This is a genomic window from Bradyrhizobium sp. WSM1743 (assembly GCF_000473065.1).
Lineage (GTDB): Bacteria > Pseudomonadota > Alphaproteobacteria > Rhizobiales > Xanthobacteraceae > Bradyrhizobium.
Genome location: NZ_AXAZ01000030.1, coordinates 31,210 through 47,986, shown reverse-complemented (window position 1 = coordinate 47,986; position 16,777 = coordinate 31,210). Strand labels below are relative to the sequence as shown.

General features: G+C 66.0%; 14 protein-coding genes. 9 read left to right on the top strand and 5 right to left on the bottom strand.

Annotated elements, in window-relative coordinates:
* The first annotated feature begins 21 nt into the window (after positions 1-21).
* From YU9_RS0118810 to YU9_RS41820, 7 genes are all read left to right on the top strand, one after another.
* Positions 22-594: a hypothetical protein gene (locus tag YU9_RS0118810; RefSeq protein WP_027574213.1), complete on the top strand. Its 573-nt coding sequence runs from the start codon at positions 22-24 to the stop codon at positions 592-594.
* A 184-nt stretch (positions 595-778) separates the two neighbouring features.
* On the top strand, positions 779-1,363 hold the full coding sequence (locus YU9_RS0118805) for an NnrU family protein (RefSeq protein ID WP_027574212.1): 585 nt from the start codon (positions 779-781) through the stop codon (positions 1,361-1,363).
* Between the two features lie 68 nt (positions 1,364-1,431).
* Positions 1,432-3,024 (top strand): class I adenylate-forming enzyme family protein, encoded by a 1,593-nt coding sequence (locus YU9_RS0118800; RefSeq protein WP_027574211.1) that lies wholly within the window; start codon positions 1,432-1,434, stop codon positions 3,022-3,024.
* Positions 3,025-3,189: 165 nt separating this feature from the next.
* Positions 3,190-3,849 carry a tetratricopeptide repeat protein gene (locus tag YU9_RS0118795; RefSeq protein WP_027574210.1) on the top strand — a complete coding sequence of 220 codons (660 nt, stop codon included), beginning with the start codon at positions 3,190-3,192 and terminating at the stop codon, positions 3,847-3,849.
* Between the two features lie 32 nt (positions 3,850-3,881).
* Complete coding sequence (locus YU9_RS0118790; RefSeq protein WP_027574209.1) at positions 3,882-4,433, top strand: hypothetical protein; 552 nt, start codon at positions 3,882-3,884, stop codon at positions 4,431-4,433.
* Positions 4,434-4,482: 49 nt separating this feature from the next.
* Complete coding sequence (der, locus tag YU9_RS0118785; RefSeq protein ID WP_027574208.1) at positions 4,483-5,865, top strand: ribosome biogenesis GTPase Der; 1,383 nt, start codon at positions 4,483-4,485, stop codon at positions 5,863-5,865.
* Positions 5,862-7,127 carry a TCR/Tet family MFS transporter gene (locus tag YU9_RS41820; RefSeq protein WP_036017496.1) on the top strand — a complete coding sequence of 422 codons (1,266 nt, stop codon included), beginning with the start codon at positions 5,862-5,864 and terminating at the stop codon, positions 7,125-7,127. Before der ends, YU9_RS41820 begins: the two co-directional genes overlap by 4 nt.
* A gap of 92 nt (positions 7,128-7,219) precedes the next feature.
* Here the strand turns inward: YU9_RS41820 and YU9_RS0118775 are convergent, their stop codons facing one another.
* The 5 genes from YU9_RS0118775 to radA all read right to left on the bottom strand — a co-directional run bounded on the left by YU9_RS0118775 (position 7,220) and on the right by radA (position 13,370).
* Entirely contained in the window at positions 7,220-8,446 is a 1,227-nt protein-coding gene (locus YU9_RS0118775) for an ABC transporter substrate-binding protein (protein WP_027574207.1), read from the bottom strand.
* A gap of 234 nt (positions 8,447-8,680) precedes the next feature.
* Positions 8,681-9,421 (bottom strand): SDR family NAD(P)-dependent oxidoreductase, encoded by a 741-nt coding sequence (locus tag YU9_RS0118770; RefSeq protein WP_027574206.1) that lies wholly within the window; start codon positions 9,419-9,421, stop codon positions 8,681-8,683.
* Between the two features lie 154 nt (positions 9,422-9,575).
* Entirely contained in the window at positions 9,576-11,099 is a 1,524-nt protein-coding gene (gene purF, locus YU9_RS0118765) for an amidophosphoribosyltransferase (protein ID WP_027574205.1), read from the bottom strand.
* Between the two features lie 28 nt (positions 11,100-11,127).
* Positions 11,128-11,757: a CvpA family protein gene (locus tag YU9_RS0118760; protein WP_027574204.1), complete on the bottom strand. Its 630-nt coding sequence runs from the start codon at positions 11,755-11,757 to the stop codon at positions 11,128-11,130.
* Positions 11,758-11,924: 167 nt separating this feature from the next.
* The gene (radA, locus tag YU9_RS0118755) at positions 11,925-13,370 is read right to left on the bottom strand and encodes a DNA repair protein RadA (protein ID WP_027574203.1); all 1,446 of its coding nucleotides are present in this window, start codon (positions 13,368-13,370) and stop codon (positions 11,925-11,927) included.
* 195 nt (positions 13,371-13,565) lie between these two features.
* Between radA and YU9_RS0118750 the strand changes: the two genes are divergently transcribed.
* On the top strand, positions 13,566-14,714 hold the full coding sequence (locus YU9_RS0118750) for an ABC transporter substrate-binding protein (protein ID WP_036017493.1): 1,149 nt from the start codon (positions 13,566-13,568) through the stop codon (positions 14,712-14,714).
* 18 nt (positions 14,715-14,732) lie between these two features.
* A complete protein-coding gene (locus YU9_RS0118745; RefSeq protein ID WP_027574201.1) occupies positions 14,733-16,775 on the top strand; it encodes a bifunctional diguanylate cyclase/phosphodiesterase in 2,043 nt (680 codons plus the stop codon).
* Positions 16,776-16,777 lie beyond the last annotated feature (2 nt).

Genomic DNA, 16,777 nt, shown 5'->3' with positions numbered 1-16,777 from the left:
GTGACCCTACGAGCTCGCATCATGTGGCGCGGCATCCTCATCTTTCTCCTGCTAGCGGTATCGGCCGCCGACGCGCGGCCCCGGCAGATCAATTCGATCCCGTTCTCGCACGAGCCGTGCAGCGTGCTCGACGGCCGGCCCTGCACGCCGTCTTATTGCAGCCCGCTCGAGCCCGGTCCCTGTATTCCCGAGATCGACTACCCTTACGGCCAGAACCTCCAGCTCACGATCGAAAGCGTGCCGTCCGACGCCGACCGCGCCAAATACCGCAAGCCAGATCACGATCTCGACACGATCGGCGATCTCTTTGCCGAGCTGCGCAGCTGCTGGTCGCCGCCATCGAACAATGCGCGTGAGGGCATGCAGATGTCGGTGCGCTTCAGCTTCAACAAGGCCGGCGGCCTGATCGGTCCACCGCGCCTGACCTTCGCGACGGCGGGCGTCCCCTCGGAGACCCGAATCACTTACCTCAACGCGATCAATTCATCGCTGAAGGCCTGCCTGCCGCTGAAATTCACGGGCGGACTCGGCGGCGCGCTGGCCGGGAGACCGATCGCGATCCGCTATGTCGACAATCGCGAGCTTGCGAGGTAGCACAGCTCTGTCTCCTCATCCTGAGGAGCGCGTTCTTCACGCGCGTCTCGAAGGATGAGTGGCAGCCGGGCCTGCATGGTTCGAGACGCGCGCAAGGGCGCGCTCCTCACCATGAGGTGTGAGAGTTGCGACCATCGGCCAATCGATGCTACCTCAGGCGGGGGCTGCTTGAGGGGAGGATGTCGTGGGTCTGCTGGTCATGATCCTGGGGCTGGTGCTGTTCTTCGCGGCCCATATTTTCACGACGAAACGAAAGGCGCGGGCAGAGGCGATCGCGAGGCTGGGCGAGGGGACCTACAAGATCCTCTATTCGCTGGTCTCGCTGGCGGGGCTGGCGCTGATCATCTGGGGCTTTGCCCACTATCGCAGCTCCGGCTGGATCGACGTCTGGTATCCACCGAAGGCGATGAAGCACATCACGCTCGCGCTGATGCTGCCCGCGGTCATCCTGGTCGTGGCGTCATATCTGCGCGGCCGGATCTATGCGACGCTGAAGCATCCGATGCTGGCCGGTATCAAGCTGTGGGCGGCCGCGCATCTCCTGGCCAATGGCGATCTCGGCTCCATCATCCTGTTCGGCTCGTTCCTCGCCTGGGCGGTGTATGACCGCGTTACGCTCAAGCATCGCACCGACGGCGGCGGCCCGCCCATCCCGGTCGGCGGCGTCACCAACGATCTGATCGCGGTCGCGGTTGGCGTCGTTGCCTACCTGGCACTGGCCTTCGCGTTCCATCCCGTCGTGATCGGCGTTCCCGTGATCGGGGTCTAGCCGGTCGGCACAAGACCCGGATGTCCATGCGCGGAAGCTAATAAGAGCAACAAGCCGAGGGCATTCCGATGGACTGGTCGCAATCTCAGATCCCGCCGATGCGGCTCGAGGCCCGCTTTGCCGATCGGGTGGTGCCGGCGTTCTGCGACCGGCCATTGAGCCTCTGGTCGATGATCGCCAATGCCTGCGCCCGTAATCCCCAAGGTGAAGCGCTGATCGCAGGCAGCATCCGCCTGAGCTGGCAACAGGCGGTGGAGCGCGCCAGTCGGATCGCCGCGGGATTTCGCAAGCTCGGATTGCAGCGCGGCGACCGCGTCGCGATCCTGCTCGGCAACCGCATCGAATTTCCGCTGCTGCTGTTCGCCGCCGCGCATGAGGGCTTGGTGACGGTGCTGCTCAGCACGCGCCAGCAGAAGCCGGAAATCGCTTATGTACTGACCGATTGCGGCGCAAAGATCCTGATCCACGAAGCCGCGCTCGCCGAGCGGCTGCCCGATGCGCAGGATGTGCCCGATGTAATCCACCGTATTGCCATCGACGATGATCCGGCTCTGTCGCGTTTCGGAGTGCTCGCCGACAATCCTCCGGCTCCGGCGCCGGTCGAGACGGGCGAGGAGGACACCGCGATGATCCTCTACACCTCGGGCACGACGGGCAAGCCGAAGGGCGCGATGCTGGCCCATTGCAACATCGTTCATTCCTCGATGGTGTTCGTGTCCTGCCTGCAATTGACGGAAGCCGACCGCTCGATCGCGGCGGTGCCGCTCGGCCATGTCACCGGCGTCGTCGCCAACATCACGACGATGATCCGCTGCGGCGGCGCGCTGATCATCATGCCGGAGTTCAGGGCGGCCGATTATCTCAAGCTCGCTGCGCGCGAGCGCGTCACCTACACCGTGATGGTGCCGGCGATGTACAATCTCTGCCTGCTGCAGCCGGATTTCGACAGCTACGATCTGTCGAGCTGGCGCATCGGCGGCTTTGGCGGCGCGCCGATGCCGGTCGCGACCATCGAGAAGCTCAAGGCGAAGATTCCTGGCCTGACGCTGATGAACTGCTACGGCGCGACCGAGACGACGTCGCCCTCGACCATCATGCCGGGCGAGCTGACGGAGAGCCATATCGACAGCGTCGGCCTGCCGTGTCCCGGCGCGCGCATCATTGCGGTGGGGACGGACGGGCGCGAGCTGCCGCGCGGCGAGATCGGCGAGCTCTGGATCCAGAGTGCCTCGGTCATCAACGGCTACTGGAACAACCCGAAGGCCACGGCCGAAAGCTTCACCGGTGGGTTCTGGCACTCCGGCGATCTCGGCTCGGTCGACGCGGAGGGGTTTGTCCGCGTGTTCGATCGGCAGAAGGACATGATCAATCGCGGCGGCCTGAAGATCTATTCGGCCGAGGTCGAATCCGTGCTGGCTGGCCATCCCGCGGTGATCGAAAGCGCGATCATCGCCAGGGCCTGCCCGGTGCTGGGCGAGCGCGTCCACGCGGTCGTCGTGACGCGCGCATCCGTGACCGACGCCGACTTGCGCGCCTGGTGCGCCGAGCGGCTGTCCGACTACAAGGTCCCCGAGACCATGGCGATCACATCGGAGCCGCTGCCGCGCAACGCCAATGGCAAGGTGCTGAAGCGGCAGCTGCGGGAGCGCCTCGGAACCTGAGCGGGCAGGCGGCCACCGGGGTCTCCCGGGCGGTTAACGCCTTGATCGGGCTCGCTTTGCCTTGCCACCGCCATATCGTTAGGGTACCTCGCCGCCACACGGGGACGGGATTCCTGACGCGAACGCTTTGGCGCGCGCACCCGGACGGGCATGGGATTAGCATAAGTGTCTGAATTATTTGACGAAGTCGACGAGGAAGTACGTCGCGAACAGCTCAAGAAGCTGTGGGACAAGTATTCGATCTACTTCATCGCCCTGATGGTGCTGGTCGTGGCCGCTGTCGGTGGCTGGCGCGGCTACCAATATCTGGAGGCGAAGAAGGCCGCCGAGGCCGGCGCCGCCTTCGAGAAGGCGGTCGAGCTGTCCGAGCAGGCCAAGCACGAGGACGCCGAGAAGGCCTTCAGCGAGCTCGCCGCCAAGGCTCCGTCCGGCTATCGCACCCTGGCGCGGCTGCGTGCTGCAGCCGAGGCCGCGAGCCGCGATCCCAAGGCCGCCGCGAAGATGTATGACGACATTGCCGCCGATCGCGGCGTTGGCGGCGAGTGGCAGGATCTCGCGAAGATCCGTGCCGCCGGCTTGTTGCTCGACAGCGCCAGCTACGCCGACATACAGCAGCGGCTGGAAGCTTCCGCGGCGCCGAAATCGAAATCGACTTTCCGCCACAGCGCCCGCGAGATGCTGGCGCTGTCGGCCTGGCGCAACAACGACATGACCGCAGCCCGCAAATGGCTCGCGGCGATTGACGGGGACGGCGAAACGCCGCCCGGCCTGCGCTCGCGCGCCGAGGCGCTCCAGGCCCTGCTGCCGCCCGTTGCCAAGAGCTGACGACGGCCCTCTGACTTGAGACGAGACACAAGATGCGCCGCACGCCACGCTTGATCGCAGCCGCCGTCCTGATCGCCTTCATGGGCGTCCTGGGCGGCTGCTCCAGCTTCGATCCAAGCGACATGCTCGACTTCCTCGACACCAAGAAGAAGCTGCCGGGCGACCGCAAGCCGGTGTTCCCGGAGGGCGTGCCCGGCCTCGAGCAGGGCGTCCCGAAAGAAATGTACAGGGGCGCGCAGCAGCAGCCCGATCCGAGCGCGCCTGCCGTCGCGGCCCTGCCCGCGGAGCCTGCGCCGGAACCGGCCAAGCCGGCGAAGGGGGCCAAGGCGAAGCACACCAAGCAGCCCGCCGCAGCAGCAGCCGCGCCGGCTGAAGCGCCCGCGGGCGAGGTCGATGGCGAGGTCCAGCCGGACGCCGCACCAGCCACGGCCGCGCCGCCGCCCAAGCACAAGATCGTCCGTAAGCGCACCACCGCACCGCCGCCGGATCAGCCGGTCCAGCAGGCGCAACCGGCCCAGACCACCCAGCAGCAATCGCAGAGCGCTTTCCCGGCGCCGCTGCCGAGCGGCAGCTTCTCGCGCTAATTTTTCCGTTGCATTGACAGGCGCGGCTTTCGCAGCGCACGAATGACCGATGTCCTTCACGATCGCCATCATCGGCCGGCCCAATGTCGGCAAATCGACGCTGTTCAACCGCCTGGTTGGGCAGAAGCTCGCGCTCGTCGATGACCTGCCGGGTGTCACCCGCGACCGCCGCGAAGGCGAGGCCACGCTCGGCGACCTCCAGTTCACCATCATCGATACCGCCGGCCTCGACGAGGGCGCCAAGGGTTCGCTGACCGCGCGCATGCAGGAGCAGACCGAGACCGCGATCGCGCAGGCCGACGCGCTGTTCTTCGTCATCGATGCCCGCATCGGCCTCACGCCCACCGATCGCGCCTTCGCCGATTTCGCCCGCAAGGCCAACAAGCCGGTGCTGCTCATCGCCAACAAGAGCGAGGGCAAGCATGGCGATGCCGGTGCGATGGAAGCCTTCGCGCTCGGCCTCGGCGATCCCATCCAGATCTCGGCCGAGCATGGCGAAGGTATGGGCGAGCTCTACGATGCGCTGGCCAAGCTGATGCCGGAGCCCATCGACGAAGACGAGGCCGAGGACGACGAACCGCTCTCCGAGGAGGAGGCCGCGACGCGTCCGATCCGGGTCGCGATCGTCGGCCGGCCCAATGCCGGCAAGTCGACGCTGATCAACCACCTGCTCGGCGAGGAGCGCCTGCTGACCAGCCCGGAGGCCGGCACCACGCGCGATTCCATTGCGGTCGAGATCAACTGGAAGGGCCGCGATTTCCGCGTGTTCGATACCGCCGGCCTGCGCCGGCGTTCGCGCATCGAGGAAAAGCTGGAGAAGCTCTCGGTTGCGGACGCGCTGCGCGCGGTGCGCTTTGCCGAAGTCGTCGTGCTGATGATGGACACGCAGAATCGCTTCGAGGAGCAGGATCTGCGCATCGCCGATCTGATCGAGCGCGAGGGAAGGGCGGTCGTCCTCGCCGTCAACAAATGGGATCTGATGGAGACCAAGGGCGGCGGCGCGATCTCGGGCCTGCGCCGGGATGCCGACCATTGGCTGCCGCAGGTCAAGGGCGTGCCGATCGTCGCCGTCTCAGGCCTGATGGGTGAGGGCATCGACCGCCTGATGCAGGCGATCCAAGACGCTTATGCGGTCTGGAACAGGCGCGTGCCCACGGCCGCGCTCAATCGCTGGTTCGAGCAGGCGATCCAGGCCAACCCGCCCCCGGCGGTGTCCGGTCGCAGGCTGAAGCTGAACTATATCACGCAGAACAAGGCGCGCCCGCCGAGCTTCGTGCTGTTCTGCTCGCGCGCGGACGCGGTGCCGCAATCCTATCTGCGCTACCTCACCAATTCCATGCGCGAGACCTTCGATCTGCCGGGTACGCCGGTGCGCATCACCTTGCGCGAGAAGGCCAATCCCTTCGCGCACAAGCGCAAGCGGCCGTCGTGAGTGACGGTGCCTGCGAGACGGTAGCGGCAAGTGCTGCGCCGGCCCGGCGCGGCGCGGTCGCCTTCATCTTCGTCACCATCCTGCTCGACATGCTCGCGCTCGGCGTGATCATGCCGATCCTGCCGAAGCTGATCGAGAGCTTCGTCGACAACGACACCGCGCACGCGGCCCGCATCTTCGGCCTGTTCGGCACCGCCTGGGCCTTGATGCAGTTCGTGTTCTCGCCCCTGCTCGGCGCGCTGTCGGATCGCTTCGGGCGCCGGCCCGTGGTGCTGCTGTCGAATTTTGGGCTCGCGGCCGACTACGTGCTGATGGCACTGGCGCCGTCTCTTGTGTGGCTGTTCATTGGCCGCGTGATATCAGGCATCACCTCGGCCAGCATCTCGACGGCGTTCGCCTACATTTCGGATATCACGCCGCCGGAACGGCGCGCGGCGGTCTTCGGCAGGATTGGCGCGGCCTTCGGCGCCGGCTTCATCTTAGGCCCAGCGCTCGGCGGCTTGCTCGGCGATATCGATCCGCGCCTGCCGTTCTGGGCCTCGGCGGCCCTGAGCTTGGCCAATGCGCTCTATGGGCTCTTCGTCCTGCCGGAATCGCTCGCGCCCGACAAGCGCGCGCCGTTCCGCTGGCGAAGTGCCAATCCGATCGGGGCGCTGCACCTGTTGCGATCCAACGCGGTGCTCGCCGCGTTGTCGGTCGTCAACTTCATCGCGCAGGTCGCGCATGTCGTGCTGCCCTCGACCTTCGTGCTCTATGCGACCTATCGCTATGGCTGGGATTCCAAGACGGTAGGCCTGACCCTCGCCATGGTCGGCATCTGTGCCATGGTCGTGCAGGGACTTGCGATCGGCCCGATCGTGCGCGCGCTCGGCGAACGAAACGCACTGCTGCTGGGCCTGTGCTGTGGCGCGCTCGGCTTCGTGGTCTTGGGCGCTGCGCCGACCGGACCACTGTCCTGGCTCGGCATTCCCATTTTGGCGCTGTGGGGCATCTCGGGGGCCGCCTCGCAATCGCTGATGACGCGGCTGGTCGCGCCCGATCAGCAGGGCCAGTTGCAGGGCGCGACTGCGAGCGTGCAGAGCGTGTCGCAGCTCGTCGGCCCGTTCCTGTTCACGCTGACATTTTCCTATTTCATCGGCGCCAGCGCGCCGCTGCATCTGCCCGGCGCGCCGTTCCTGCTCGCAGCGGTGCTGATGGTGGTGTGCGTGGCGATCGCGGTGCGGACGCTGGGTGGTCACCGTCGTTCCGGGCTGGTGCGCTAGCACCAGACCCGGAATCTCGAGGTCCCGGGTCTGGTGCTCCGGGCCGCGCTTCGCGGTCCCGAGCGCACCATCCCGTGATGCCCGCTACGCGGTCACTTCTTCACCAGCGGGCAGTCGCTGTCCTTGAGCGGCTTGGCCGCATCTTCCGGCGCAATGGTGGCGACCAGCTTATAATAGTCCCACGGTCCCTTCGACTCTTCGGGCTTCTTCACCTCGAACAGATAGGCCGGAATCAGGCGGCGTCCGTCCTCGCGCAGCGGGCCTTTGCCGAACAGCGGATCGTCCGTCGGCAGCTCCTTCATCTTGGCGACGACCTTGGCGCCGTCATGCGGATTGCCGCCGAGCGCCTCCATCGCCTTCAGGTAATGCAGGATCTCGGCATAGAGGCCCGCGACCGTCATCGAGGGCATCGAGCCCTTGGGCGAGACTTTCTGGAAGCGCTTCGACCATTCGCGGGTCTGGTCGTTGAGATCCCAATAGAAGGATTCGGTGAAGGTCAGGCCCTGCGCGGTCTTCAGGCCGAGCGAATGCACGTCGTTGATGAACAGCAGCAGCGCGGCGAGCTTCTGACCGCCAGAGACGATGCCGAACTCGGCGGCCTGCTTGATCGCGTTAGTGGTGTCGCCGCCCGCATTGGCAAGGCCGATGATCTTGGCCTTGGAGGACTGCGCCTGGAGCAGGAAGGAGGAGAAGTCCGCCGTGTTCAGCGGGTGCTTGACGCCGCCGAGCACCTTGCCGCCGGTGGCCGTGACGACGGCGCTGGTGTCACGCTCCAGCGCATGGCCGAACGCGTAATCCGCGGTGAGGAAGAACCAGCTATCGCCGCCCGCCTTGGTCAGCGCCTTGCCGGTGCCGTTGGCGAGCATGTAGGTGTCGTAGGTGAAGGAGACGGTGTTGGGCGTGCAGGCCTTGCCGGTGAGGTCGGCGGTGGCCGCACCCGAATTGAGCAGCACCGAGTTCTTTTCCTTGACGAGGTTGCTCACCGCGAGCGCAACGCCGGAGCTTGGCGTGTCGGCGATGGCGTCGACCTTGTCGGCATCGATCCATTGCCGGGCGATGTTGACGCCGATATCGGGCTTGTTCTGGTGATCGCCGGAGAGGACCTCAATGGTCCAGCCCTTGGCCTTCAGGCCGGAATCCTCGACCGCCATCTTCACCGCCGCGACCGAGTTCGGACCGCCGATGTCGGCATAGAGACTCGACATGTCGTTGAGCACGCCGATCTTGACGGTCTTGTCCTGCGCGTAGGCAGATGTTGCAATACCGAAGGCGGCGCAGGCCAGAAGGGCCGCGGAGCGGCGTGCGAACGTTGTCGTCATGAAAGTTTCCTCCATTGTCAAATATGCGGACAGCTCTCTTGCGGAGCCTTGTTCCTGTCGATGGCTCTACCGTGTCCCGCGGTTTGCGGCAATGCGCCTAAAGCCGGATGAGACTGCGTCTTGGCGTCATCCGCCGGTTAACTTTTGAGAAAAATGCGTTGAGACGCTATTTCAGCGCGTCGAATGCTACCGACGGCTTGGTACCAATTGCGCAGGCAGTCAATCGGGAAGGCATCAGGCCGGCGCGCGAAAGCTCATCAAGGTGCGGGTCTTGTAGTCGTAGAACTTGCCGGTCTCGCTCCAGTCGGGCGCGCACATCGGCACGATGAATTCGGCGACCTGCTCGGGCGTGTCGAGCGTTTCCGGATCCTCGCCGGGCATGAGAGTCGCGCGCATGCGGGTGCGGACCGGGCCGGGGTTGAACAGATTGACGCGTAGGTTCGTGTTTGCAGTCTCCTGCGCCCAGGCGCGAGCCAATGTTTCCAGCGCAGCTTTGGAGGCGGCATAAGGGCTGACGTAAGCTGTGGCCTTGTTGGCGGCGCCCGAGGTGATGAACACGGCGCGTCCGGCATCGGACTGCTTGAGCAGCGGCTCCATGCAGCGGATCAGCTGGAAGTTCGCGGAGACGTTCACCGCCATCACGTCGTTGAAGGTCTTCAGCTCGATATGGCCGATCGGCGAGGAGGGGCCGAGCACGCCGGCATTGCCGACGAGGATGTCGAGCTTGCCATAGCGCCCGTGCAGGCCGGCGCCGAGCCGCGCGATGCCGTCGGAATCGGTGAGGTTGAGCGGCACCAGGGTGGCGCTGCCGCCATCTTTGCGGATCTCGTCGTCGAGCTCTTCCAGCCCGCCCTGCGTCCGCGCCACCGCAACGATATGCGCGCCCGCCTTGGCAAGCGCGATGGCGGTGGCATAGCCGATGCCGCGCGAGGCGCCGGTGACGAGAGCGATGCGATTGGCGAGAGGCTTTGTCATGGCGGGGTTTTACAGCCGTGGACGGCCGGGACAAGCCCCCACACAGCGTCATTCCGGGGCGATGCGAAGCATCGAACCCGGAATCCAGAGCTTACAAGACGACGTCGAGATTCCGGGTTCGCGCTTTGCGCGCCCCGGAACGACAGCCGAGCCGTCAGCTCGCCTCCGCCAGCAGTGACAGCTGCCGCGGCTGCGGCTCGGTCTGAGTCTGGTCGGTGAGGTGGGTCGGGTAGGCGCCGGTAAAACAATGATCCGAGAACTTCGGATTGGCGGGGTCGCGGCCGGGCTCGCCCATGGCGCGGTACATGCCGTCGATCGACAGGAAGGCGAGCGAGTCGGCGCCGATGATCTCGCGCATCTCCTCCAGCGAATGCGTCGCCGCCAGGAGGCCGCCGCGATCGGGCAGGTCGATGCCGTAATAATCGGGATAGAGGATGGGGGGCGAGGCGAGGCGGAAGTGCACTTCCTTGGCGCCCGCATCGCGCATCATGCGCACGATCTTCTTCGAGGTGGTGCCGCGCACCAAGGAGTCGTCGATCAGGATGATGCGCTTGCCCTCGATCGCGGCGCGGTTGGCCGAGTGCTTCATGCGCACGCCGGATTCGCGGATCGCCTGCGTCGGCTGGATGAAGGTGCGGCCGACATAATGGTTGCGGATGATGCCGAGCTCGAACGGCACGCCGGAATACTGGCTGTAGCCGACCGCGGCGGGCACGCCGGAATCCGGCACCGGCACGACGACATCGATCGGCACGTGGCTCTCGCGGGCGAGCTGCGCGCCGAATGCCTTGCGGACCTCGTAGACCGAGCGGCCGTGCACGATGGAATCCGGACGGGCGAAATAGATATATTCGAAGATGCAGGGACGCGGCGCCATCGGCGGGAACGGCTTGTGGATGTCCTGGCCGTTCTCGTCGAACACGATGACTTCACCCGGCTCGATGTCGCGGATGAAGCGCGCGCCGATGATGTCGAGTGCGCAGGTCTCCGAGGTCAGGATCGGGCAGCCGTCGAGCTCGCCGAGAACCAGGGGGCGGATGCCGCGTGGATCGCGCGCGCCGACCAGCTTCTTGTTGGTCAGCGAGACCAGCGCATAGGCGCCCTCGATCTCGCGCAGCGCGTCGATATAGCGCTCGATGAAGCGGGCACGCTTGGAGCGCGCGACGAGATGCAGGATCACCTCGGTGTCGGTGGTCGACTGCATCATGGCGCCGTGGCGCACCAGCTCGCGGCGCAGCGTCAGGCCGTTGGTGAGGTTGCCGTTATGGGCGACCGCAAGACCGCCGGCATTGAGCTCGGCGAACAGCGGCTGCACGTTGCGCAGGATGGTGGCGCCGGTGGTGGAATAGCGGACATGGCCGACGGCCATATTGCCGGGCAGGCGGTCGATCACCTCGCGGCGGGAGAAGGTGTCGCCGACGAGGCCGAGGCGGCGTTCCGAGTGGAAGCGGCTGCCGTCGTAGGAGACGATGCCGGCGGCCTCCTGGCCGCGGTGCTGGAGGGCGTGAAGGCCGAGCGCGGTGATGGCGGCCGCATCAGGGTGACCGTAGATGCCGAAGACGCCGCATTCCTCGCGCAGCGTATCGCCTTCCAGATCGTCCTGAAGCTCCAGCGCGGCCGGCCCCTTGCCGGCATTTGGATCGAGATCAAGTTGGGCGTCCTGGTCAGGGTGTCGCATCTCGTCCGCGCCTCTCTTTAGGGCTCTATCAACGCGCCGCAGGTTTCTCGATCAGCTTTTTCATGCCGTCACGAGCAGATTTGCTGTATCCGTCGCCACTGCCCGAAGGCTGCTGCTCGGATTCAGCTTGATCATCATCTGGTTTGTTTTTCTTGAATCTCTTCAAGATGGTGTTCTCGGGGTCGTCGGGCAAGAGGGCCATCAGCCAATCCCCGGTTCCCTGGAGCACGACACGGGATTTCGCCCCCGTGACCCAGTCCGGGCGCTGCTTGTCCGGCACCAGCCAGGTGAAGAACAGGAAGGCGACCACGACGATCAAAAGCCCGCGAGCGAGGCCAAACAGGAAGCCGAGGGTGCGGTCCAGCGCGCCGATGCGCGAATCCAGGATCATGTCGGAGATCCGGACCGTGATCACGGAGACCACGATCAGCGTGCCCACGAACACGCCGGCGACCACGACCACGCTCGCCACCGTGTCGTTGTTGAAATAGGTCTTTGCGGTCGGCAGCAGCTTCGAGAACGAGTACAGCGTCACGATTGCCGCCGCGCCCCAGGCCGCAATCGACAGGATTTCCCGCATGAAGCCGCGGACCATGGCGAGCAGGCCCGAGATCAGCATCACACCGAGCAGGATCAGGTCGAGGATGGTTACTGGCATCGGCTGGTCTGGTCCGCTCGTACTCTCAAAGGCGCTCAGCGAATCGGTGTTTGGCCGCTGCCCTAAAAGAAGGGCAGACGGCGTTCCCGGCAAGGCCGCAACCACGCAATCCCATGCTGCTTTTGTGACGGCTGTATAGCGGCGAGGGCCTCCGGCGTCACCTCCGCCTAGCCCTCTCCACGGCGGAATCTTGCCGGTGTGGCATTTTTCTCTGCCGGTGGGTTCGATTCGCCCCGGCGGGAGCCGCGGGCGGCGATCTCGGCCACCAAGGTCGTCAGGCTGTTGACCGCATTCAGCGACAATCCGGCATCGCCGCCGGTCTCGCCCCGTGCCGATTCGGGCAGCACGGCGCGCTGAAAGCCCAGTTTTGCCGCTTCCTTCAGCCGGGCCGGGGTCTGCGCCACCGGGCGCACCACGCCGGAGAGCGAGATCTCGCCGAAATAGACGGCATCGGTCGGTAACTGCGCATTAACCAGGGATGACACCAGCGCCGCGGCAGCGGCGAGATCCGCCGCCGGCTCGTTGATGCGCAGGCCGCCCGCAACGTTCAGATAGACGTCATGGCCGGACAGCTTGACCCCGCAATGGGCCTCCAGCACCGCCAGCACCATCGAGAGCCGGCTCGGATCCCAGCCGACCACGGCCCGGCGCGGGGTGCCGAGCGAGGTCGGGGCCACCAGCGCTTGCAATTCGACCAGAACGGGCCTCGTGCCCTCGATGCCCGCAAAGACTGCGGTGCCGGGCGTGCCGAGATCGCGCTCGGACAGGAACAATTCGGAGGGGTTGGTGACCTCGCGCAGGCCCAGGCCCGTCATCTCGAATACGCCGATCTCGTCGGTCGGGCCGAAACGGTTCTTCACGGCGCGCAGGATGCGGAATTGTTGTGAGCCTTCGCCTTCGAATGACATCACGGCGTCGACCATGTGCTCGACCACGCGGGGACCGGCGATCTGGCCGTCCTTGGTGACGTGGCCGACCAGGATGATGGCCGCTCCCGTCTTCTTGGCGAAGCGGATCAGCGCCTGCGCCGAAGCGCGCACCTGGGTCACCGTGCCGGGCGCGGATTCCACCGTGTCGGTCCACATGGTCTGGATCGAGTCGATCACGATCAGGCGGGGCACCGCGCCCTCCGACAGCGTCGAGACGATGTCCTCGACCGAGGTCTCGGCGGCGAGCTGCACCGGCGCGTCCGACAGGCCGAGCCGCTCGGCGCGCAGCCGCACCTGGGCGACCGCCTCTTCTCCGGAGATGTAGACGACGCGGTGGCCGGTGCGCGCCAGCAGGCTGGTCGCCTGCGTCAGCAGCGTCGACTTGCCGATGCCGGGATCGCCGCCGACCAGCAGCACCGAGCCGCGAACGAAGCCGCCACCGGTGACGCGGTCAAGCTCGGTCATCCCCGAGGACAGGCGCGGCGCATCCGGGCTCTTGCCGGCGAGGCTCTCCAGCGCGAACGTCCGCCCCTTGCGCTTGGAGCGGATCGAGACCGGCACGCTGCCGCTGGTGTCTTCTTCCGCGAGCGTATTCCACTCGCCGCAGGACTCGCATTTGCCCTGCCAGCGGTTATAGGCCGCGCCGCAGTTCTGGCAGACGAAGGAGAGGGTGGATTTGGCCATGGGGACAGCGAGTCGGGAGTTTCAGATTTGCTGATAGCACGGAATGGCGGGTCGATCGCCGTGCTTCAATGATCTCAATTCGGAACGGTAGATATACCTTTCATTAGCTCTGCGCTGCGGTGCCCGCTTGGATTTTGCCAAATGTTAGCGGACGCGGGTCCAACCTCGGAACCAATTGGGGGGCGGCGAAGAGAAATGACGAGATTCCTGCGAGTACTGCTCGCTGCGGGCATGGCCTGCGGCGTTTTCGCGTCCGCCGGCCGTAGTCTTGCCAAGCCCCTCGACATCGTCTTCGTCAATCCCGGCAAGACCGGCGAGGTCTATTGGGACATGGTCGCGCAGACCATGCAGGCCGCCGGCCGCAAGCTCGACGCGCGCGTCGAGGTGCTGACCAGCGAGCGGAATTACCGCACCATGCAGGAGCTCGGCTTCGGCGTGGTGGCACGTCCCGAAAAGCCCGATTTCCTCATCCTGTCGAACGAGGAGTCCGCCGCCGTCCCGATCCTGGAGGCGGCCGAGGCTGCGGGCGTCAAGACGCTGCTGCTCTCGAACACGCTGATCGGCCAGGATGTGGCGCGTCTTGGACCGCCGCGTCAGAAGCTCACGAGCTGGCTTGGCGACATCACGACCGATCTTCAGACCGCAGGCGCGCGGATGGCCAATGCGCTGATCGCGGCGGCGCGTGCCGAGAAATGGCAGAGCCCCGACGGCAAGATCCACATTCTCGGCATCGGCGGCGACGAGATCACGCCCGCCTCGATCGCCCGTAACGCCGGTCTCAAGCTCGCCGTGGATGCCGCGCCTGATGTCGTGGTGGACCGGCTGCTGTTCGCCAACTGGACGCAGTCGGAGGCCGAGCGGGTCACGGCGAACTACCTGGGCTGGGCTGCTCGCAAGGAGATCCGGCCTGCCGGCATCTGGGCCGGAAACGATCCTATGGCGCTCGGCGCGCTGCGCGCGGTGATCGCTGCCGGCCTTGTGCCCGGTCGGAACATCCAGGTGGTGGGTCTCAACTGGTCAGAGGACGCGCTGCGCGAGATCAGGACGGGGCGTCTGCTCCTGACCGACGGCGGGCATTTCCTGCTCGGCGGCTGGTCGATTGTGCTCCTGCGCGATTATGCCGATGGCTGCGATTTCGCAGCCGTTTCGCCCCGCGTCGAGGTCAAGACGTCGGCGATCACGCGCGACAATCTCGCTTCGGTCGGCGACCTCATCAGGACGCGGGCGTTCGACCGGATCGACTTCACGCGGTTCCGGGCAAAGGCCGGGCGCTGCGGCCACTATGACTTCTCCCTCGATGCGCTCATCTCGTCGCTGCCGCTTCCCGAAGGCGTCGCGGACTGATGCGCAAAGGATGAGGCGATGACCGATCCGGACTGCAACCAGCCATCGCGCTTGCGCTCGGTCGTCCACGCGATGATCTGGGCCACCGTGCCCGTTCTGCTCTTGGTGCAACTGCTCGCCTCCGCCGGCGTCGAGGCATCGAGCTTTTGGTCGCAGGTCAGGCAGCTCGACGCCCGCATGGCCCGCGTCGCCGAGAGCCGGGCCGAGCTGATCGCCGAGCCGCTCTGGAAGATGCGCTACGACCAGGTCACGGGCGTGCTCAACGAGATCATGCACGACGAGACCATCGCGGCGGCGGCCGTCTATGACGATACCGGTGCCGCCATTGCCCGCGTGGTCGCGCGGTCCGAAGGCCAGTCGGTGGCGGAGGTCTCGCGGCCGATCCACTACAGCAACGGCAACATGGCCGTTCAGGCCGGCCGCATCGCCATCGCCTATTCCCGTACGACGCTGTACGCGGATGCAGGCAGCCGCCTGGTGCTGCTGCTGGTCGTCGGTTTGCTCGCGACGTTTGCGACCCTGATCGCCATGCGGATCTCCGCCAACATCTTCATCGGCAGGCCGCTGGCGGCCATGATGTCGGCGATCCAGCGCAGCAAGCAGGACGGCCGCGCCTATCCGGCGGACGTCACGTCCTCGAACGAATTCGGTCAGCTCGCGCGCGCCTTCAACGCCATGCAGCACACGACGTCAAGGGCGCTGGACCGGCTCGGGCACATGGCGACGCACGATCCGCTCACCGGGCTGCCGAACCGCCGCTCCCTGACCGAGCGGCTCGTCGTGGCAAGCCGGGACGGGGGCTCGCCGGATACGCTGGTCGCGTTCTGCTTCATCGATCTCGACGACTTCAAGGGCATCAATGACACCTTCGGTCATGAGGCCGGCGACGAGTTCCTGGTTCAGATTTCGCAACGTCTTCGTCGCGCGGTCGAAGCCGAGGACTGGGTTGCCCGGCTCGGCGGCGACGAGTTCGTCGTCATTCGTCCCGAGGTGAGCCACGAACAGGCGGCGCAGGCATTCGCACAGCAGGTGCTCGACGTCATTTCCGAACCGATCCGGCTTCACGACAAGCAGGTGGTGCCGCGCGCCAGCATCGGTCTTGCCGTGCGCCGTGCCGACGATCCGGAGCTGTCGCATCTGCCGACGCTCGCCGACATCGCGCTCTATCATGCCAAGAGCAAGGCGCCCGGCACGGTCGCCGTGCTGGACGAAGCGCTGCAGCGCGACTATCGCCGCCGCAGGGATCTCGAGCTCGCCATTCCCACCGGCTTCGCCGAAGGGCAGTTCGAAGTCTGGTACCAGAGCCAGGTCGATCTCGAAAGCCACGAGGTCGTCGGCCTGGAAGCGCTGATCCGCTGGCGCCATCCCGATCATGGCTTGATCGGCCCGGCCGAATTCCTGCCGCTGATCGAGCGCAGCGGCAACAATGCGCGGCTCACCCGCTACGTGCTGACCGATGCATGCCGCGCGCTGCAACGTCTGGCCGCCGCCGGGAGGTCGGATATCAGGATCGCGATCAATCTGCCGCCATCCGAGCTCGCCGACCATTCGCTCGCAGCCGAGCTGCGCGCGACCTGCGCGCGCTTCGGTGTCGCGGCATCGATGCTCGAGCTCGAGATCACCGAGGGATCGCTGATCAACAACATCGCCAGTGCCTCAGAAACGCTGCATCGCCTGCGGCGCTTGGGTGCTACGATCGCGCTCGACGATTTCGGCACGGGCTACTCTTCGCTCGCTCATCTCAGGCGCTTCCCGCTGGACAAGGTCAAGATCGACAAAGCCTTCATCAGCGAGATTCCCGACAGCGCGGAAGACAAGGCGATCGTCGGCGTCATTGCATCGCTCGCCGGCACGCTGGGACTGACCCTGATTGCCGAAGGCATCGAGCGCGCCGAGCAGGCCGAGGCCATGCGTGAGATGGGCGTGAGGCTCGGGCAGGGGTTCCTCTATCAGCGGCCGCAGCCGCTCGAGGCCGTGCTGCAATGGCTCGACGGGCAGCCGGCGGCGGCGAGCCGCGTCATCGCCGACAGCCCATCGATCACTCCGGAATTCGCCGCCTGAGC

Excerpts from the sequence above, each read along its gene's own strand:
- YU9_RS0118810 (WP_027574213.1), top strand. The coding sequence starts at position 22 with ATGTGGCGCGGCATCCTCATCTTTCTCCTGCTAGCGGTATCGGCCGCC.
- YU9_RS0118800 (WP_027574211.1), top strand. The coding sequence starts at position 1,432 with ATGGACTGGTCGCAATCTCAGATCCCGCCGATGCGGCTCGAGGCCCGC.
- YU9_RS0118790 (WP_027574209.1), top strand. The coding sequence starts at position 3,882 with ATGCGCCGCACGCCACGCTTGATCGCAGCCGCCGTCCTGATCGCCTTC.
- der (WP_027574208.1), top strand. The coding sequence starts at position 4,483 with ATGTCCTTCACGATCGCCATCATCGGCCGGCCCAATGTCGGCAAATCG.
- YU9_RS0118775 (WP_027574207.1), bottom strand. The coding sequence starts at position 8,446 with ATGACGACAACGTTCGCACGCCGCTCCGCGGCCCTTCTGGCCTGCGCC.
- YU9_RS0118770 (WP_027574206.1), bottom strand. The coding sequence starts at position 9,421 with ATGACAAAGCCTCTCGCCAATCGCATCGCTCTCGTCACCGGCGCCTCG.
- purF (WP_027574205.1), bottom strand. The coding sequence starts at position 11,099 with ATGCGACACCCTGACCAGGACGCCCAACTTGATCTCGATCCAAATGCC.
- YU9_RS0118760 (WP_027574204.1), bottom strand. The coding sequence starts at position 11,757 with ATGCCAGTAACCATCCTCGACCTGATCCTGCTCGGTGTGATGCTGATC.
- radA (WP_027574203.1), bottom strand. The coding sequence starts at position 13,370 with ATGGCCAAATCCACCCTCTCCTTCGTCTGCCAGAACTGCGGCGCGGCC.
- YU9_RS0118750 (WP_036017493.1), top strand. The coding sequence starts at position 13,566 with ATGACGAGATTCCTGCGAGTACTGCTCGCTGCGGGCATGGCCTGCGGC.
- YU9_RS0118745 (WP_027574201.1), top strand. The coding sequence starts at position 14,733 with ATGACCGATCCGGACTGCAACCAGCCATCGCGCTTGCGCTCGGTCGTC.